Here is a 16,521-nt window from a genome sequence, read left to right as displayed (position 1 = left end):
GTACGCGACGAGTCTGATAACGAGACCGTGCGCAAGGTGCTTGAAGACGGGGTCATCGACGACGCCGAACAGGCCCAGATCGAATCCGACATGACCAAGTGCATGGCCGACCTCGGCTACGAATGGACCTACATCGACAAAGGCGACGGCGGAGAAGCAGTCAACAGCACCGAGCGGACACGGAACGCAACCGGACAGGAATCCAATCAAGCCAAGGAAAAGTGCGGCAGGTCCACCGGATTCGATCCATTGCTGGAACTCGCACGGCAGATACGTAACAACCCCGAACACAAGAATCCCAGCGAACCGATCTTTGATTGTCTTCAACGCAAGGGCCTCATCGATAGGTCGATTACATTCGACGAGTACTGGAACTCCATGAAGAGTGGTGACACTAGTTTGAGCGACAGGTTGTTCGACAAGTACAAAGATCCCGAAAACCCCGACTACGATCCACAACAAGCTCAAACATTCCAGCAATGCTCCGTAGCCCCGATGCAGTAAGTCTTGAACGGCAAAAACATGGATGCATTGTTACTCTTTATAAAATCTATCGCTAAGGCAAATCATCGCTCAAAGGATGAGGTATGAATACGATAAATATGATGAAAAAAGGTATTGTCACCTCGACAATAGCAGTAATCATCATCAGTACGATGATTTCGACAGCGCATGCCGCGAAAGCGAGCAGTCAAGCACCTTGCATGGGATTAGCTACTAGTTTGTATGCGGAAACAACGACACGAGGATGCGAGGCTCAACACGAGGTATGGGGATATTATAAACCCATGCCGCGTGATCCCAATGTATATAGACGAGGGCCATGGATGCCTATGAATTATCAATCCCGTGCAATTCAAGATGATATCGACCGAGTCGGATACACAGGACATTACCGAGTGGAATAAGCAATTAAGTATGCGGCTCCGTTAAATCTGACAGCGTACTGCTAACTCTTCATTTCATTCGGCTCGACAAGCAAATACTGGAACGAGAATCAATGAAAGTCAGACGAGTGATAGCACTGTTGCTGCCTGTGCTGGTGTTGGCGTGCTCCGGCTGCGCCATGCGGTCTGAGTCTGACAGTGGTCAGACCGATCCGTTTTCCGGCCCGTGGGGTGCTTCCCTGCAGCGGGTACGCGACGAGTCTGATAACGAGACCGTGCGCAAGGTGCTTGAAGACGGGGTCATCGACGACGCCGAACAGGCCCAGATCGAATCCGACATGACCAAGTGCATGGCCGACCTCGGCTACGAATGGATCTACATCGACAAAGGCGACGGCGGAGAAGCAGTCAACCCCACTGAACATGCCCGGGGCAAAACCGCACAGGAAACCAGACAGCATCTGGATGGATGCGGCAGGTCCACCGGATTCGATCCATTGCTGGAACTCGCACGGAAGATACGTAACAACCCCGAACACAAGGACATCAATGAGCTAATTCTTGAATGTCTGCAACGCAAGAAACTGATCGACAAGTCGATGACGCTTGACGAATATCTGCATATGCTGGAGGATCCGGCCGCACGATACAGAGTGCTCGGCCCATACGAGGATCCCGCATATCCTGATTATGATCCGCTGCAAGCAGGGGTGTTCGTCCAATGCACGACCTCTCCGCAACGCTGACTCAAGTTGACGATATCGATCCGATCACTACGAACAACGACACAAGGAACGTATGATGCATCCAATAAAGAAATTTACGGCCGGATTGATAACAATGCTGATGCTGACGTGCGGATTGTCCGGCTGCTCGTCGTCGGACGCCGGTGGCGACGCACCGTCACCACCGGATGTGACCGCCGGAACGGACACGAACGCCGGCCCATTGGCGAGATACGCCAGCCCGAAACGGAAGGACCACACGCTTGAGGACCCGGTGGCCGGAACGTGGAAGACCGACAAGCCGGCCTCGACCCCCGTCGACACCGGACTCGACCGCGTATGGCTCGAGTGCGAACCCAGGAACACGAATGCCAATACCGTGTCATGGCAACGTTCCGAGGATCACACGCGCATATGGCTGCATGCCGAAACGGCTACCGGCAACATCGTCGACGAGACACGATCATGCATGGACAGGATCCTGCAGCTCGGCAAAACCTCCGATCCTGCAGACGCACCAGCTGAGTGGGAAACGCAAACCGCCGGTCAGTACAGGGTGTACCAGAGACGCAGCAATGGGGCATTAGACATCGTATGGCAATACGGGAATCTTCTCATGACTCAAAAAGTCATCGAATATCCCATCTACCGGGTCACGATGCCGGACGCATGGGACATCAGCTACGTGCTCGATTCGACCGTGCACGCCTACCTCTCCGGCAGGGATAGGACGGACCTCGAACTATGCCACGTCGTTATGTCGTGGTCCGAAGACCCTGGGGATCCCAGCGAGAAACTGATCGAAACGAAGAACATCAACGGATTCCCCATACAGTTGTGGGTCAAGTACTGGGCATATATAGCGGTCACCGATCCCGACTCGGTCTCACAGGAAGACGCGCGAGCCATGACCGAAATGCAGTCGGGCGGCACCGTGGACTACGACCGGCTCGTCGCCCAGATCAAACAAGGCGACACCAGCGGATTGACCGCCATCGACGAATACCTCCGCACGCACATCGCCATCACGGCGGCGCCGCAATAGTGAACGCACGAGATTAAAAGTAGCCCCAGCTTTTTGCACGCAAACGGAGCCGGTGACGCTGGAATCCATAAACACTAGCGTAGGATGGAACCGTCAGTACGGTAGCCGAAGGAGGCCATCATGCCCATTCCCAATGAGATTCCGGCCCATGCGCGCGTGGTCGTGCGCGTGTCGGAAGGCGTCGATCCGGTCGATCGTCGTATGAAATACCGCGACTATGTGGGGCATGTGCGCTCGTGGGACGGGCATCGTCTCGAACTGACGCGCGACGCGGCCGCCAACGGCTCGCGTCCCGAGCAGAACGTCACCATCGACGCCGATACGATCATCACGCTGAAACCCGTTCCCGAGCGCAACTTCACCCGTCCCTGACGGCATTGCGGCCTGTCGGCACTGCGGTCGGCGCATCGCGTGCGGGCGCGACCGCTAGACGGCGGAACGCACCTGCACACGCACGGCATGGTCGCCGGCGAATCCGATGACGTGCTCGCCGCGGCGCGCCGACGCGAGCAGTTCGGCCTGCCAGTGCGCCGGATCGAACGCGACGTCGCGTTCCTCGTACCGCACGTCGCCGGAACGCTGCATCATCTTGTAGTCGCGGAACGGCTGTCCGTCGGCGAAGAACCGGGTCATCGCGCCGTCGTCGCCGTCGCGCAGCGCATCGGCCACGGCCATGAGCCGTCCGGCCATCGCACGCAGCAATGATTCGACGTTCGTAGCATCCTCGTCGACCATCGCGCGCGTGCGGTTCGGATCGGTGAGCGCGACGCGCGTCATGTCGCGCCACGAGCCTGCAGCGAGCGCGGCCGCGATGTTGCGGTTCGGATCGTCGACGAGCTGGTTGATGAGCGCCGTGGCGACGACGTGCGGCATGTGCGAGATGAGCGCGGCAGCCTGATCGTGCACCGTGTCGTCGAGCACGATGATGCGGTTGCCCGCGCCCGAGACGATCAGGTTCGCGACGTCGCGGAACCGCGCGTACGACGTGTCGTCGCGCACGGTGACGGCCCACAGCGCGTCGTCGTAGAGCGCCGGATCGGCGGCCTGCCAACCGGACAGTTCGTTGCCGGCCATCGGGTGCGCGCCGACGTAGCACTCCCCCAGTCCTGCCGCTTCGACCTGTTCGCGCACCATGCCCTTGACGCTGCCCACGTCGGTGAGCGTGGTCGCGGCCGGGTCGAGCACGGGTTTCAGTTCCGCGAGGATCGCCGGCATGGCCTTGAGCGGATTGCACAGGACGATCACGTGCGGCTTGGCCGCGGCCAGTTGCGCGAGCGACGCGACGCAGCGGATGCCGTCGGCTTCGGCCTGCGCGTACGGATGGTCGCGATGGTTCCATGCGACGACGTGCAGGCCGCGTGCGGCGAGGCGCCGGGCGAGCGAGCCGCCGATCAGGCCGAGTCCGACGATGCCGACGGTCATGTCGGCGACCGTCTTGTCAGCGATTGTCTTGTCGGCGACCGTCTTACGATCATCAGCGGTCTCGGTTCCCGCCGTCGAGTCGTTCGTCTTGTCTACCACAGCAGTTCCTTTCGCGTCGTCGCCTCGTTCTGCCAGCCGCCCGCCGGCGTGGCGTTCGCATCGTTCTCCGCAATCGCATCTGGGTCGAGCCGCACACCGCCGTTGGGCAGTGACCATGCGTATACGGGCGGATTGGGTCGTTCCTGACGCGGATAGACGGCCAGCGTTTTCACCCAGTCGCCGTGCTCGGCCACTTCGGTGAGCGCCGAACGGAAACGATCCTGCCATGGCGCGGCGTCCATCGTGGCGATGAAGCTGTACGTGCCGCCGCGGCCTTTGATCGGCCGGGAGATGAAGCTGGTCATGTTGAGTCCCGCGTCGCGCAGCACGTCGAGCAGGTTGGCGAGCACGCCGGGGCCGGTGCTGAGCGGAATGAGCGTGACGATCGACTCGAATTCGTCGGTGCGTTTGCGGAGCCGTTCCAGCAGCGCGGGCATGTCGCCGCGCGGGGCGAGCACGAGAAAGTCGGTGTGCGCGCCAGGATAGTCTTCGACGGCCGTGGCGACGCGCGTGAGCCCGTACAGTTCGCCGCAGATGGACGGGCCGAGCGCGACCTGTCCGGGCTTGAGATCGCGGCAGCCCGCGCCATTCGACGCGGCGGGCGTCGGCTTGAGCCCGTGGTCGGCGGCGAACCGGCGGCATTGCGCGAGCCCGTGCGGATGCGCGGTGATCGTCGTGCAGTCGTCGATCGCTTCGCCGGGCCGCACGAACGCGTCGAACGACACGTCGACGCCGACGCGCGCGAACGCGGCCACGTCGGCGGCGTCGATGAGCGCGTCGAGGTTCGGTACAACGTAGCCTTCGATGTTGTTCTCCCACGCGATCACGCCCCAGTCGCCGCGTTCCTGCACGGCGTTGAGGATCGAGATCGCGTCCGGTTCGGCCTTGAGCTCGATATTCCCCTCCGCCAGCGCGGACAGCGAGGACGCGGCCCCGAGCGCGGCCTGATGGGTGAACGTGCCTTCCGGCCCGAGATAGTGCAGCGCGCGCACGGCTTGCCCCTGTTCGTAGTCCGTCATGCAGTCTCCGTTTCTTCGGCCGCGCGGTAGGAGCGCACGCCATCGGCATGTCGCGCGTCGATGCGGAACCATGCGGGCGGCATGAGCAGCAGTACGACCTGCACGATGATGCCGCCAAGCAGCCAGATGTAGCCGGCGTGCTGACTGAAGTACGGCAGCGTGTCGGTGTTGAATCCGGCCGGCGTGAGCACGTCGCCGCCCGTCGCACCGGCCGCGATCAGCCATGCGGTCGCCGACGAGAAGATCAGATGCACGGCGAGTCCGGTCACGCCGCAACGTGAACGCGCGCACCATGCGGACATGCCAAGGATCGCAAACGCGAGCATGAGTCCGTACGGAATGTTCATCGACGCGCCCATGCGGTGCGCGAACGTACCGACCAGCGCCGCGCCGATGCCCGCCGCCGCGGTGACGAGCATGCGCAGCGGCATGTTCAGCTCGTGCGTCCACGGCATCATTCGATCGTTCCGAGTTGAAGTCATGCGTTTCAGTATAGGTTTACGCTGCGCTCATCGCGCATCGTGCGCCGCATGACGGGCGGAACCGCGGACTTGAATGGAATCGTCGCCGTCTAATAGAGCTGGCCGCACGATCCGACGCACGTCAACACCAGCCGAGCACGAGTTCTCACGCCATCAGGGAATTGGTGCCAGGGAAATGCGCCGAATCGCATTGTCACACATTGGAGAAGCCAGACGTCCCGAGTAATGTGTGGCAGCAGATTTGTCACGCATCATGAAAGAAGCCACGATCAGGAAAAGCATGACAAATTGAAGCAATCACAAACGGCGGAATCTCGCCAATGCAGGTCAGGAGCAGACAATCGTCCAGGGACCGCTTTGTCATACAACGGAGCAACAACGGCAAAATCTCAAAGCGTGACACCGTTCCATGTCATGTCGCTCCGATCTCACCCATTTTCACCACGGTGTGGCACGAAACCTTATCCGTACTCATGCCTAACGGCGATGCACATAGGAAAGGGCACCGGAGATTGATCCCCGATGCCCCGGTCAGTTCAACGGCTAACAGGCTTACTTGTTGGCCTGATTGTTCTGGCGACGCTGCTTGGCGCGCCACTTGTACCAGTCCTCGCGGCCGAGGATGATCTTGCGCACGCGGATGGACTCCGGCGTGACCTCGACGCACTCGTCCTCGTTGGCGAAGTCGAGCGACTCCTCGAGGCTCATCTTGACCGGCGGGGTCAGGGTTTCGAGCACGTCCGCGGTGGAGGAGCGCATGTTGGTCATGTGCTTGGCGAGCGTGATGTTCACGTCGAGCTCGTCAGGCTTGTTGTTCATGCCGACGACCTGGCCCTCGTACACGTTGGACTGCGGCTCGACGAAGAAGATGCCGCGGGCCTGCAGTCGCTGCATGGCGTACGGGGTGGCCACGCCGGCGCGGTCGGAGACCATGGAGCCGTTCTGGCGGGTCACGATGGCGCCCGCCCATGGCGCGTAGCCGGCGGACAGCGAGGAGGCGATGCCGGTGCCGCGGGTGGCGCTCAGCAGCGCGGTGCGGAAGCCGATCAGGCCGCGGGACGGCACGGTGAACTGCAGGCGCACCCAACCGGAGCCGTGGTTGGACATGGAGTCCATGCGGCCCTTGCGGTCGGCGAGCAGCTGCGTGACGGTGCCCATGTACTCTTCCGGCACGTCGATGGTGGTGTTCTCCATCGGCTCGTTGATCACGCCGTCGATGGTCTTGGTGACGACCTGCGGGCGGCCGACGGTCAGCTCGTAGCCTTCGCGGCGCATCTGCTCGGCGAGCACGGCCAGCGCGAGTTCGCCGCGGCCCTGCACCTCCCACGCGTCCGGGCGCTCGGTCGGCAGCACCTTGATGGACACGTTGCCGATGAGCTCGCGGTCGAGGCGGTCCTTGATCATGCGGGCGGTGAGCTTGTGGTCCTTGCCCTCGCGGCCGGCGAGCGGGGAGTCGTTGACGCCGAAGGTCATGGAAATGGCCGGGTCGTCGACGTGGATGAGCGGCAGCGGCTTCGGATCGTTCGGGTCGACGATGGTTTCGCCGATCATGATGTCGTTGACGCCGGCGACGGCGACGATGTCGCCCGGGCCCGCGGATTCGACGGGCTGGCGGTCAAGGCCCTGCGTGCGCAGCAGCTCGACGACGCGGAAGTTCTCGATGGAGCCGTCGACGCGGGACAGGCCGTAGGTCTTGCCCTTCTCGAGGGTGCCGTTGTAGATGCGCACGAGGCCGAGTCGGCCGAGGAAGTCGGAGGAGTCGATGTTGGCGACGTGGGCCTGCAGCGGCGCGCCTTCCTCGTACTCCGGGGCCGGGATGTACTTGATGATGTCCTCGAAGAGCGGTTCGAGGTTGTCGTTGTCCGGCAGGGCGCCGTTCTCCGGCTGGTTGGCGGAGGCGTAGCCGGCCTTGGCCGCGCAGTAGACGACCGGCAGGTCGAGCAGGTGGTCGAGGTCGAGGTCGACGCCTTCCTCGACGACGTCCTGGGCGAGGCCGAGCAGCAGGTCGGTGGACTCGGAGACAACCTCTTCGATGCGGGCGTCCGGACGGTCGACCTTGTTCACGCACAGGATGACCGGCAGCTTGGCCTCGAGGGCCTTGCGCAGCACGAAGCGGGTCTGCGGCAGCGGGCCTTCGGAGGCGTCCACGAGCAGGACGACGCCGTCGACCATGGAGATGCCGCGCTCGACCTCGCCGCCGAAGTCGGCGTGGCCGGGGGTGTCGATGATGTTGAGCGTGATGCCGTCCGGGTAGCCGTACTTGGCGGCCAGCGGGCCGGTGTACTCGACGGCCGTGTTCTTGGCGAGGATGGTGATGCCCTTCTCGCGTTCGAGATCGTTGGAGTCCATCACGCGATCCGGCACGGCCTCGCGCTCGTTGAACACATGGGACTGCTGGAGCATCGCGTTCACCAGCGTGGTCTTGCCGTGATCGACGTGCGCCACGATCGCCACATTTCGAATATCACCACGAACCGCCATCGAAAACCTCTCTTAATCGACTTGTCGTTGCTTGCGTAAATTCAATCGGTACGGTAATTGGTTCTACCTGTTCTTTGCACACAAACCGGCCCAATCATACCGGAATGCTTCGACGGACGCCGCCGGTCCGCACGATCGCTCTTGCGATCATCCGCATGGCCGTCAGTCGGTCGCCGTCCGTCGTCAGTCCGTCGTCAGCGCGGACATCACCGCGTCGGCCGCGGCCCGCCGCGCCGGCTCCCCCGCCCCGCCGGCGGCCGTGCGCCGCGCGAGACGGTCGAGGTCCTCGCCGGCAAGCCCGTCCGTGGGCTGCTCGTCCGACACGTACCGGTAGACGGCGGCCGGCCGCTGCCGCCCTTCGCGGATCTTCTCCCCCGTTTCGACGATGCTGCCGCTGGCGAGCATCTTGCGCCGGAAGTTCGCCAGATCGACGCTCTCGCCGGTGATCGCCTCGGTCAGGCCGTGCAGCTGACGCAGCGTGAATTCGGGACCGACAAGACGGGCCACGAGTTCGGGATAGGCGATGCGCTCGCGCAGCTGCCGCAGCGCGTGGCCGATGATCTGGCGATGGTCGAACGCGAGTTCCGGCAGCTCGTTTTCCGGAAACCAGCGCACGTTGTCCGCTTCGGCAAAGTCGCGCGTTTCGGCCTGCCCGACGAGCGCCCAATAGACGATCGACACCATGGGCAGCCCGCCGCGCGACCGGTCGGGGTCGCCGAACGTGTGCAGCTGCTCGAGATATTTCGGATGCAGGCTGGTGGTCGATTCGAGCGCGAGGTACGCGGACTGCTCGAGCGACCGGTCGGCGCGCAGATCGCCGCCAGGCAACGCCCAGCAGCCTTGGAACGGCTGGCGCACGCGCCTGACGAGCGGCAGCCACAGCCGACTGCGATCAGCCTCATCCGCGGCGGGTCCGAGCGCGAGGATCACGATGGAGACGCCGACCTGCGGCGGCTGCATCCTGCGTTCGCTGACGTTGCCGTATCCCATCGGTCACAGCTCCGCGACCGTGTCGGCCGCCGGCAGGAACGGCGCGAGTTCGGGCAGCCCGGCGAGGCTGTCCAAGCCCATCTTGTCGAGGAACAGTTCGGTGGTGACGAGCCGTGCGGCGCGCGATTCGGGGTCCGCGCCGTCCTCGCGCACGAGTCCACGCACGGTGAGCGAGCGGATCACGCCGTCCGAGTTCACGCCGCGGATCGCCGCGACCTGAGCGCGCGTGACCGGCTGCTGGTAGGCGATGATCGCGAGCGCCTCCATCGCGGCCTGCGACAGTCGCGCGGTCTGTCCGTCGGTCACGAACGCGGCGACGACCGGCTCGAACGCGGCGCGGCTCGCGTACTGCCATCCGCGCGTGGTGCGGCGCAGTTCGAATCCGCGCTGTTCGGCGTCGTAGTCGGCGCGCATCAGTTCAAGCGTCTCTCCGATCACGGCCGCGCTGCGTCCGAGAACACGGGCCAGATCGGCTTCCCGCTGCGGTTCGTCGGCGGCCATGAGCACCGCCTCGAGGCAGGCGCGAAGGCCGCCCTCGTAGTCGTCCGCAGGCTGCGTCGGCGCGGTGTTCGACGCCGCAGCATTTGACATCGCATCATTTGACGTCGCAGCGTCCGATATCGCGCCGCGCGTCGCATTGGCCGCCGGGCCGGCAGCCTCATCTGCTGCCAAGCGGGCTGTCGTGCCAGTTAGTTCCGTTGCCGTCATGCAAAATCCTTTTCGCTGATGTCCGTCATCGTGTCGTCATGATCGTCGCCGTCGTCCGCACCGGTAGCGCCCAGCGCCCAACGCAGGTGCAGCGTCTCGTACGGGCCGTCCTGCCGGAACTGGACGACACCCTGCTTGAAGAAGGCGAGCACGGCGAGGAAGCGTGCGACGACCTGCGCCTGCGAGGCCGCGTCTTCGGCGAGTTCGTCGAAGGTGAGCGATTCGCCCTCCCCCAGCGCGCGCAGCCGGTCGCGCACCAGCGCCGCCTGTTCCTTGAGGTCGGCGGGCGGCACATGCAGCTGATGCGTGGCCACTTCCTCCGGCGGCCGGTTGGCGATGGCCCGTGCCGCGAGCCGGGCAAGGTCGAGCGGTGTCGCGGTGAGCGCGAGTTCGGGCAGGATGGACGCCACGGCCGGGTCGATCGCCGCCGGATGCGGGTATCGTCCGGCGTTTGCGGCGAACCGCGCGCGGAAGTCGGCGGCGGCCTGTTTGAACGCGCGGTACTGCAGCAGGCGCGCGAACAGCAGGTCGCGTTCGCGCAGCGCCTCCATGCTCGCCTCGTCACGCGGCCCCTCGTCGGTGCCGGGCAGCAGCGCGGCGCTTTTCGCTTCGATAAGAATCGAGGCGACGTCGACGAATCCGCTCGCCTCGTCCATGTTGCGCGCGAAGTCCATGCCGCGCACGTAGGCGAGGAATTCCTCGGTGATCGCCGACAGCGACACTTCGGTCAGGTCGAGGCGGTGGTTGGCGATCATGCCAAGCATCGCGTCGAACGGACCGGAATAGACGTCGAGGTTCACTTGGAAGCCGTGATCGGACTGTCCGACCGTCGTCAATGCCGTCGCCGAGGCGGTGGCGGACACCGGAGAATCATGCGACAGGCCGTCTCCCCCGGCCGAAACGGTTTCCGCAGGCATTGCGGCGGTCTCGTCAGGCACGGTGTTGTCAAGCGTGGTTTCGGGTTCGGTCATCGCCGCGATTGCCGCGTTCAGGCGATCACCCCGCGGGCGACGAGTTCGCGGGCAACTTCCCGGTATTCCTTGCTGGTCTTGTGGCCGGGCGCGAAAATGGTGATCGGCGCGGCGGCGACCGTGGAGTCGGGCAGTTTGATGGAACGGGAGATGACCGTGTGGAACACCTTGTCCTGGAACGCCTCGTAGATGCGCTGGAGGACCTCCTCGCAGTGCAGCGTCTTCATGTACATGGTGACGAGCACGCCGTACACCTGCAGTCCGGGGTTGATGCGCGACTGCACCTTTTCGATGGACTGCATGAGCAGGGCGACGCCGCGCAGCGCGAAGAATTCGGCCGCCACGGGGATGATCACGCCGTCGGCCGCGGTGAGCGCGTTGACGGTGAGCAGGCCGAGGGACGGCTGGCAGTCGACGATGATCACGTCGTACTCGTCCTTGATCGGGCGCAGCACGCTGGCGAGGATCTGCTCGCGGCCGACTTCGGTGACGAGCTGCACTTCGGCCGCGGACAGGTCGATGTTGGCCGGAATGATGTCGAGGTTCTCGAATTCGGTGTGCTGGATGACCTCGTGCACGTCCATGCGCGGGTTGAACAGCGCCGTGTAGATCGTGTTGTCGACGAGGTTCGCGTTGATGCCAAGGCCGACGCTGGCCGCGCCCTGCGGGTCGAAGTCGACGATGAGCACGCGGCGGCCGTACTGGCTGAGCGCGCCGGCGATGTTGATGGAACTGGTGGTTTTGCCGACGCCGCCCTTCTGGTTGCACATGGCGATGACCCGCGCCGGACCGTGCTGTCGCAGCGGTTCGGGTGCGGGGAAGGTCTCGTATTCACGTCCAAGCAGATCGGTAGGCATACTAGTTACCTTATCATCTCCGTCATCGAGGGAACCCCGTCGCGCCGAGCGTTCGCCCCGTGGGGCCCGAACGCGGCGCTGCCGGCGTGTTCCGCTGAAAAATCCTTGCTTATTATGGTCGCACGTTTGTACGAATCGGCCGTGAGCGCATCTTCCGCGTGTCACGTATGTCACCGCGCCCGCGGATGGGCGGTGAGATAGGTTTCGATCAGGTTTTCCGGACTGACGTGCGTGTAGATCTGCGTGGTGGTCACGGAGGCGTGGCCGAGCAGTTCCTGCACGGTGCGCACGTCGGCGCCGCCCTGGATGAGATGCGTGGCGAACGAGTGGCGCAGCGTGTGCGGATGGAGCGGCTTGTCGATGTGCGCGCGTTCGCCGGCGAGCCGGACGATCTCCCACACGGATTGGCGTGACAGCCGTTTGCCGCGTTTGTTGAGGAAGATCGCGCGGCGTTCCGGCTTGGTTTTCGCCGCGGACTCGAGCACTGGCCGGCCTGCGGCGATGTAGTGGCGCAGCGCGGCGCATGCGTAGGTGCCGAGCGGCACGAGCCGCTGCTTTGATCCCTTGCCGGTCAGGCGCGCGACGTGTTCGTCGAGATCGACGTCGGCGAGGTCCGCGCCCACCGCTTCGGAGACGCGTGAGCCGGTGGCGTACATGAATTCGAGCAGCGCCTTGTCGCGCAGCAGCACCGCGTCTTCGATCGAGGCGGCCGGTGCGGGGGACGCCGCCGAGGATCCCGTCTCCGCCGAAGTCGATGCGGTTTCCGGAGTTGTTGCGGGCAGCGACGGCGCCGGCACCGCGTCGAGCAGGCGCGCGACCTCGTCCACGGTGAGCACGTCGGGCAGCGTGCTCGCGCCCTTGGGAGGTTTGACCGCGGCGGACACGTCGTCGGCCACGGCGTGCTCGGCCAGCGCGAACCGGTGGAACATGTGCACGCTGGCGAGCCGGCGCGCCTTGCTGCGCGCGCTGTCGCCGGCGGCGTCGAGATGGGCGACATAGTCCTCCACGTCGCGCCGGTCGATGCGGGCCGGATCGTCGATGCCCCGTTCCCCCAGCCACGCGAAGTACTTGCCGAGATCGGACTCGTATGCCGTGACCGTCGCCGCCGACAGGCCGCGCTCCACCGCGATGTGCGCGACGAACCGCTCGCGCAGCCGCGCCAGCGCCGACGTGCTCTCCGATTCCCCCATCATTCTCCCATCATATCGTGGCGGAAATCGCTCGCTGACGCTCCGCTTAGCGAGCGATTTCCGCCACGACGAAACAGCAGTGGAAACAGGAAAACCCCGCGCGATGGCGGGGTTTTCATGATCATTGCCGGCCGGCGTGCATGCCGAGCCGATCAACGCATTGAGCGAAGCTCACCAGTCAGGCTCAGGCCTCGACCGGAGCGTTCACGTCCTCCGGCAGAGCGGCCTTGGCGGCCTCGACGATGGCCTTGAAGGACTCCGGATCGGAGACAGCGATCTCGGCGAGGGCGCGGCGATCCAGCTCGATGCCGGCGAGGTGCAGGCCCTGGATGAAGCGGTTGTAGGTGATGCCCTCAGCGCGGACGGCGGCGTTGATGCGCTGGATCCACAGCTTGCGGAAGTCGCCCTTGCGAGCCTTGCGGTCGCGGAAGTTGTAGGTAAAGGAGTGAAGCAGCTGCTCCTTGGCCTTGCGGTAGAGACGGGAGCGCTGGCCGCGGTAGCCGGAGGCCCTCTCGAGAACGACGCGACGCTTCTTGTGGGCGTTCACTGCGCGCTTGACACGTGCCATATTCTATTCCTCAGCTTTCTAATGACGTTTTGTTTCGAATCGGCTCGGCGTCAGAGGCCCAGCAGCTTCTTCATGACCTTGGTCTGGCCGTTGGCGAGCACGGCGTCGGCCTTGAGCGCGCGGCGCTTGCGGGCGGACTTGTGCTCCAGGTTGTGGCGCATGGCGCTGCCGGCCTGCATCAGCTTGCCCTTGCCGGTGACGCGGACGCGCTTGGACGCGGCGGAATTGGTTTTCATCTTCGGCATTGCTGCCCTCCTTGTTGGTTACTTCGTTTCGGAAGTCTGGTTGTCTTCGGCACCGGACACCGATGCCTGCGCCTCGGCTGCGGCCGCTGCCGTCGCCTCCTGCTTGGCCGCCAGACGTGCCGCCTGACGGGCCTGACGCTCGGCGCGCGACTGGTCGCCGCGACGACGCTGTTCGGACTGGGTGTGCACCTTCTTGCCCTTGGGCGCAAGCGTCATGATGATGTTGCGTCCCTCCTGCTTGGGGGCGGACTCGATGGTGCCGTACTCCTGCACCTCGTCGGCCAGTCGCTGCAGCAGCTCCACGCCGCCGATCGGGCGGGACTGCTCGCGGCCGCGCAGCATGATCGTGACCTTGACCTTGTCGCCGCCGCTCAGGAAGCGGGTGACGTGGCCCTTCTTGACCTGAAAGTCGTGCTCGTCGATCTTCAGGCGGAAGCGGATTTCCTTGATCTCCGCGGTGCTCTGATTGCGGCGGGCTTCACGGGCCTTGATCTTCTCGTTGTACTTGAACTTGCCGTAATCGATGAGCTTGGCGACCGGAGGCTTCGCGTTGGGCGCCACCTCGACGAGATCGAGGTTCGCTTCCTTGGCCAGGTTCAGTGCGACGGAAGTCGCGATGACTCCCACCTGCTCGCCGTTCGGGCCGATCAGACGCACCTGGGAGACGCGAATCTCGTCGTTAATGCGTGGTTCGTCGCTGATGATGACTCCAATCCTCATGTTCTCCGAAGCGGACCCGCTGGATTCCCGCACGGCATGCGGATTCATGGCACAACCGGACCAATGCCTTCGCGGCACCGATCATGACTCGCACGTCATCGATATCGTGAATATCGTGCGTTGCGCGGCGACCGATAACCGTCGCTCGCGCCCGACCGTGACCATTCTCGCCGCGATCGGCAGGCTGTTGCCTTGAACCCGAGGCCATGAAAGGCTTCCAGGTGGGGTTGCCCCGCTTTCTTGATTTCTCAAGCCTTGTAGATACTACCACATCGCCGCCACCGGCGTGTCGCGTCGGCGGCGGACGCGCCGAGACGCAGGCGCGCGGGCGCACGCCCCGCCGTCACCGCACGGCCTTGAGCAGTCCGGCGATCCCCTCCCGCTTCAGCAGTTCGCGGTACGGTCCGGCCTGTTCGGCGATGATGTTGTCGATCGCGCGCATGCCGAGCACCTCGACGGGCGCCTTGTCGTCGGTCAGGATCGTCGCGTCCGTCTTCTCGCGCGGATCGTCGACCGTCTCCATGCGGTCGGCGACGTCGTGCATCGTCGCGGCGAGCTCGTGGCTGTGCGTGCGGTCGTACGCGCGCGTTTCCAATGTTCCGGGATCGGACAGCGAGTCCATGTCCTCGCCGTCCTTCATCGCGGTGGTCGCACCGCCGATGTCCATGGTCTTGGCGAACAGTTCGCGGTTCGTGGTGCCGGGCACGTCGGCCGTGCGCACGTTGGCCGAGCCGAACACGGTCGAGATCGTGTCGGTGAGCGCCTCGTTGATCGAGCCGCGCCCATCGGAGATCATGTTCATGTTCACGACCATCACGCCGCCCGGGTTGAGGTGCCGCTTTACCATGGAGAAGAATTCGGTCGAGCTCATCTGGAACGGGATGGTGATGTCCTGATACGCGTCGACCATGATCACGTCGTACGTGTCATGGCTGGCGGCGAGCCACGCGCGCCCGTCGTAGGTCGACACGTCGATGTCGGAGGGTTCGTCGAAGTACTCCCCGGCCAGCCGCGTGATCTTGCCGTCGATCTCCACGCCGGTGATCGCCATATCGGGATAGTACTGGCGCAGCTGGCGCGCGTACGTGCCGGTGCCCATGCCGAGGATGAGCGCGGAGTCGGCCTTGTCGGCGAGCGAGGGGGCGGCGAGCGCGGTGTCGTAGTACATGCCGGTCAGGCCGGGGCGCTTCATGGTGACGGACTGCACGCCGAAGAGCACGTTGGTGGACAGGATCGTCCGGTCGGCCAGGTTCTTGACCTGCAGGTAGTTGTAGATCGACTCGCCCTCGTAGGCGACGACCGACTGGTTTTCCCAGAACGCGAAGCCGCTCATCGGCGAGAACACGCCGGAGGCCACGAAGACCGCGGCGGAGACGGCGCACGCGACGCGGCGGATGCGCGCGGCGAGGAAGTAGACGACCGGCAGGCACAGGAGCAGTCCGGAGAAGATGAGGAAGGTGACGAATGTGCCGACGGCGGGGATCGTCACGAACGTCGGCAGGAACGTGCCGAGGATGGAGCCGACCGTGTTGCATGCGGACAGGCGCCCGACGACGGACGCGTTGTCTTCGAGCGAGTCGGTGGCGAACTTGTTGAGGCCGGGCGTGACGGTGCCGAGCAGGAACAGCGGCGGCACGAAGATGATCATGCAGCTGACGAACGCGGCGATGACAAGGAAGTTCGTGGAGACGGTGACGATGAGCAGTCCGGAGATCGCGATGATGAGGTACTTGCCGACGAGCGGGATGAGCGCAATCCACACGGCGGCGACGAGAATGCGGAAGTAGAGCTTGTCGGGGTTGGGGTCGCGGTCGGCCCAGCGCCCGCCGAACACGGCGCCGAGCGCGAGCGCGATCATGATGGTGCCGATGATGATGGTCCATACGATCTGCGAGCTGGAGAAGTAGGGCGCGAGCAGCCGCGACGCGCCGAGTTCGGCGGCCATGACGGCCATGCCGGAGAAGAATTCGGTGACGTACAGGAAGATCTTCGACTTCAGGATCGGCCGTTCCGTCTTCGCATCCGCCTTCGCCATGTGCCCTCCCACATTCTCATTGTCGTGCGCGCGTCGGGCGCGCACGCGTCGTTCCGCATGCCGCTCCGATACCTCTC

General features: G+C 64.2%; 18 protein-coding genes. 5 read left to right on the top strand and 13 right to left on the bottom strand.

Annotation, left to right across the window (positions count from 1 at the left end; all coding sequences use genetic code 11):
- The 4 genes from KIH79_RS03235 to KIH79_RS03220 form a co-directional block, all read left to right on the top strand.
- Window positions 1-504 (top strand): hypothetical protein (locus KIH79_RS03235; RefSeq protein ID WP_219058074.1); only part of this gene is annotated, 504 nt, incomplete at its 5' end.
- 496 nt (window positions 505-1,000) lie between these two features.
- Window positions 1,001-1,633: a hypothetical protein gene (locus KIH79_RS03230; RefSeq protein WP_219058073.1), complete on the top strand. Its 633-nt coding sequence runs from the start codon at window positions 1,001-1,003 to the stop codon at window positions 1,631-1,633.
- A 52-nt stretch (window positions 1,634-1,685) separates the two neighbouring features.
- Entirely contained in the window at window positions 1,686-2,657 is a 972-nt protein-coding gene (locus KIH79_RS03225) for a hypothetical protein (RefSeq protein WP_219058072.1), read from the top strand.
- Window positions 2,658-2,777: 120 nt separating this feature from the next.
- On the top strand, window positions 2,778-3,029 hold the full coding sequence (locus KIH79_RS03220; RefSeq protein ID WP_033494840.1) for a DUF6725 family protein: 252 nt from the start codon (window positions 2,778-2,780) through the stop codon (window positions 3,027-3,029).
- A gap of 54 nt (window positions 3,030-3,083) precedes the next feature.
- Here KIH79_RS03220 and KIH79_RS03215 read toward each other — a convergent pair whose 3' ends face one another.
- The 12 genes from KIH79_RS03215 to infC all read right to left on the bottom strand — a co-directional run bounded on the left by KIH79_RS03215 (window position 3,084) and on the right by infC (window position 14,409).
- Window positions 3,084-4,178 (bottom strand): prephenate dehydrogenase, encoded by a 1,095-nt coding sequence (locus tag KIH79_RS03215; protein ID WP_219058088.1) that lies wholly within the window; start codon window positions 4,176-4,178, stop codon window positions 3,084-3,086.
- Window positions 4,172-5,197 (bottom strand): prephenate dehydratase, encoded by a 1,026-nt coding sequence (locus KIH79_RS03210; protein WP_219058071.1) that lies wholly within the window; start codon window positions 5,195-5,197, stop codon window positions 4,172-4,174. The genes KIH79_RS03215 and KIH79_RS03210 overlap by 7 nt, the downstream gene beginning before the upstream one ends.
- Window positions 5,194-5,679 (bottom strand): alcohol dehydrogenase, encoded by a 486-nt coding sequence (locus tag KIH79_RS03205; protein ID WP_236023561.1) that lies wholly within the window; start codon window positions 5,677-5,679, stop codon window positions 5,194-5,196. The genes KIH79_RS03210 and KIH79_RS03205 overlap by 4 nt, the downstream gene beginning before the upstream one ends.
- 552 nt (window positions 5,680-6,231) lie before the next feature.
- Entirely contained in the window at window positions 6,232-8,160 is a 1,929-nt protein-coding gene (typA, locus tag KIH79_RS03200) for a translational GTPase TypA (RefSeq protein ID WP_033494842.1), read from the bottom strand.
- A 183-nt stretch (window positions 8,161-8,343) separates the two neighbouring features.
- Window positions 8,344-9,150 (bottom strand): NUDIX hydrolase, encoded by an 807-nt coding sequence (locus KIH79_RS03195; RefSeq protein ID WP_219058070.1) that lies wholly within the window; start codon window positions 9,148-9,150, stop codon window positions 8,344-8,346.
- 3 nt (window positions 9,151-9,153) lie between these two features.
- Window positions 9,154-9,741, bottom strand: coding sequence for an SMC-Scp complex subunit ScpB (gene scpB / locus KIH79_RS03190; protein WP_219058069.1), 588 nt, complete (start codon window positions 9,739-9,741; stop codon window positions 9,154-9,156).
- Between the two features lie 113 nt (window positions 9,742-9,854).
- Window positions 9,855-10,775, bottom strand: a complete 921-nt coding sequence (locus KIH79_RS03185) for a segregation and condensation protein A (protein WP_219058087.1) — start codon at window positions 10,773-10,775, stop codon at window positions 9,855-9,857.
- Window positions 10,776-10,846: 71 nt separating this feature from the next.
- On the bottom strand, window positions 10,847-11,686 hold the full coding sequence (locus tag KIH79_RS03180; protein ID WP_219058068.1) for a ParA family protein: 840 nt from the start codon (window positions 11,684-11,686) through the stop codon (window positions 10,847-10,849).
- A 170-nt stretch (window positions 11,687-11,856) separates the two neighbouring features.
- Complete coding sequence (gene xerD, locus KIH79_RS03175; protein ID WP_219058067.1) at window positions 11,857-12,876, bottom strand: site-specific tyrosine recombinase XerD; 1,020 nt, start codon at window positions 12,874-12,876, stop codon at window positions 11,857-11,859.
- Window positions 12,877-13,060: 184 nt separating this feature from the next.
- The gene (rplT, locus tag KIH79_RS03170) at window positions 13,061-13,444 is read right to left on the bottom strand and encodes a 50S ribosomal protein L20 (protein ID WP_219058066.1); all 384 of its coding nucleotides are present in this window, start codon (window positions 13,442-13,444) and stop codon (window positions 13,061-13,063) included.
- Between the two features lie 50 nt (window positions 13,445-13,494).
- Complete coding sequence (rpmI, locus tag KIH79_RS03165; RefSeq protein WP_033494847.1) at window positions 13,495-13,689, bottom strand: 50S ribosomal protein L35; 195 nt, start codon at window positions 13,687-13,689, stop codon at window positions 13,495-13,497.
- An 18-nt stretch (window positions 13,690-13,707) separates the two neighbouring features.
- Entirely contained in the window at window positions 13,708-14,409 is a 702-nt protein-coding gene (gene infC / locus KIH79_RS03160; protein ID WP_033494849.1) for a translation initiation factor IF-3, read from the bottom strand.
- On the opposite strand from infC, the gene KIH79_RS03155 reads away from it, so the two are divergent.
- On the top strand, window positions 14,408-14,605 hold the full coding sequence (locus tag KIH79_RS03155; RefSeq protein WP_219058065.1) for a hypothetical protein: 198 nt from the start codon (window positions 14,408-14,410) through the stop codon (window positions 14,603-14,605). The genes infC and KIH79_RS03155 overlap by 2 nt on opposite strands.
- 147 nt (window positions 14,606-14,752) lie before the next feature.
- Here the strand turns inward: KIH79_RS03155 and KIH79_RS03150 are convergent, their stop codons facing one another.
- On the bottom strand, window positions 14,753-16,444 hold the full coding sequence (locus KIH79_RS03150; protein ID WP_236023560.1) for a spermidine synthase: 1,692 nt from the start codon (window positions 16,442-16,444) through the stop codon (window positions 14,753-14,755).
- Window positions 16,445-16,521 lie beyond the last annotated feature (77 nt).

The sequence above is a fragment of the Bifidobacterium miconis genome, from assembly GCF_019331735.1.
Lineage (GTDB): Bacteria > Actinomycetota > Actinomycetes > Actinomycetales > Bifidobacteriaceae > Bifidobacterium > Bifidobacterium miconis.
This window is presented reverse-complemented; position numbering and strand designations above follow the sequence as displayed.

Excerpts from the sequence above, each read along its gene's own strand:
- KIH79_RS03225 (WP_219058072.1), top strand. The coding sequence starts at position 1,686 with ATGATGCATCCAATAAAGAAATTTACGGCCGGATTGATAACAATGCTG.
- KIH79_RS03180 (WP_219058068.1), bottom strand. The coding sequence starts at position 11,686 with ATGCCTACCGATCTGCTTGGACGTGAATACGAGACCTTCCCCGCACCC.
- KIH79_RS03185 (WP_219058087.1), bottom strand. The coding sequence starts at position 10,775 with ATGCCTGCGGAAACCGTTTCGGCCGGGGGAGACGGCCTGTCGCATGAT.
- KIH79_RS03220 (WP_033494840.1), top strand. The coding sequence starts at position 2,778 with ATGCCCATTCCCAATGAGATTCCGGCCCATGCGCGCGTGGTCGTGCGC.
- typA (WP_033494842.1), bottom strand. The coding sequence starts at position 8,160 with ATGGCGGTTCGTGGTGATATTCGAAATGTGGCGATCGTGGCGCACGTC.
- KIH79_RS03230 (WP_219058073.1), top strand. The coding sequence starts at position 1,001 with ATGAAAGTCAGACGAGTGATAGCACTGTTGCTGCCTGTGCTGGTGTTG.
- xerD (WP_219058067.1), bottom strand. The coding sequence starts at position 12,876 with ATGGGGGAATCGGAGAGCACGTCGGCGCTGGCGCGGCTGCGCGAGCGG.
- KIH79_RS03205 (WP_236023561.1), bottom strand. The coding sequence starts at position 5,679 with ATGACTTCAACTCGGAACGATCGAATGATGCCGTGGACGCACGAGCTG.
- KIH79_RS03210 (WP_219058071.1), bottom strand. The coding sequence starts at position 5,197 with ATGACGGACTACGAACAGGGGCAAGCCGTGCGCGCGCTGCACTATCTC.
- infC (WP_033494849.1), bottom strand. The coding sequence starts at position 14,409 with ATGAGGATTGGAGTCATCATCAGCGACGAACCACGCATTAACGACGAG.
- scpB (WP_219058069.1), bottom strand. The coding sequence starts at position 9,741 with ATGTCAAATGCTGCGGCGTCGAACACCGCGCCGACGCAGCCTGCGGAC.
- rplT (WP_219058066.1), bottom strand. The coding sequence starts at position 13,444 with ATGGCACGTGTCAAGCGCGCAGTGAACGCCCACAAGAAGCGTCGCGTC.
- rpmI (WP_033494847.1), bottom strand. The coding sequence starts at position 13,689 with ATGCCGAAGATGAAAACCAATTCCGCCGCGTCCAAGCGCGTCCGCGTC.
- KIH79_RS03150 (WP_236023560.1), bottom strand. The coding sequence starts at position 16,444 with ATGGCGAAGGCGGATGCGAAGACGGAACGGCCGATCCTGAAGTCGAAG.
- KIH79_RS03155 (WP_219058065.1), top strand. The coding sequence starts at position 14,408 with ATGTTCTCCGAAGCGGACCCGCTGGATTCCCGCACGGCATGCGGATTC.
- KIH79_RS03195 (WP_219058070.1), bottom strand. The coding sequence starts at position 9,150 with ATGGGATACGGCAACGTCAGCGAACGCAGGATGCAGCCGCCGCAGGTC.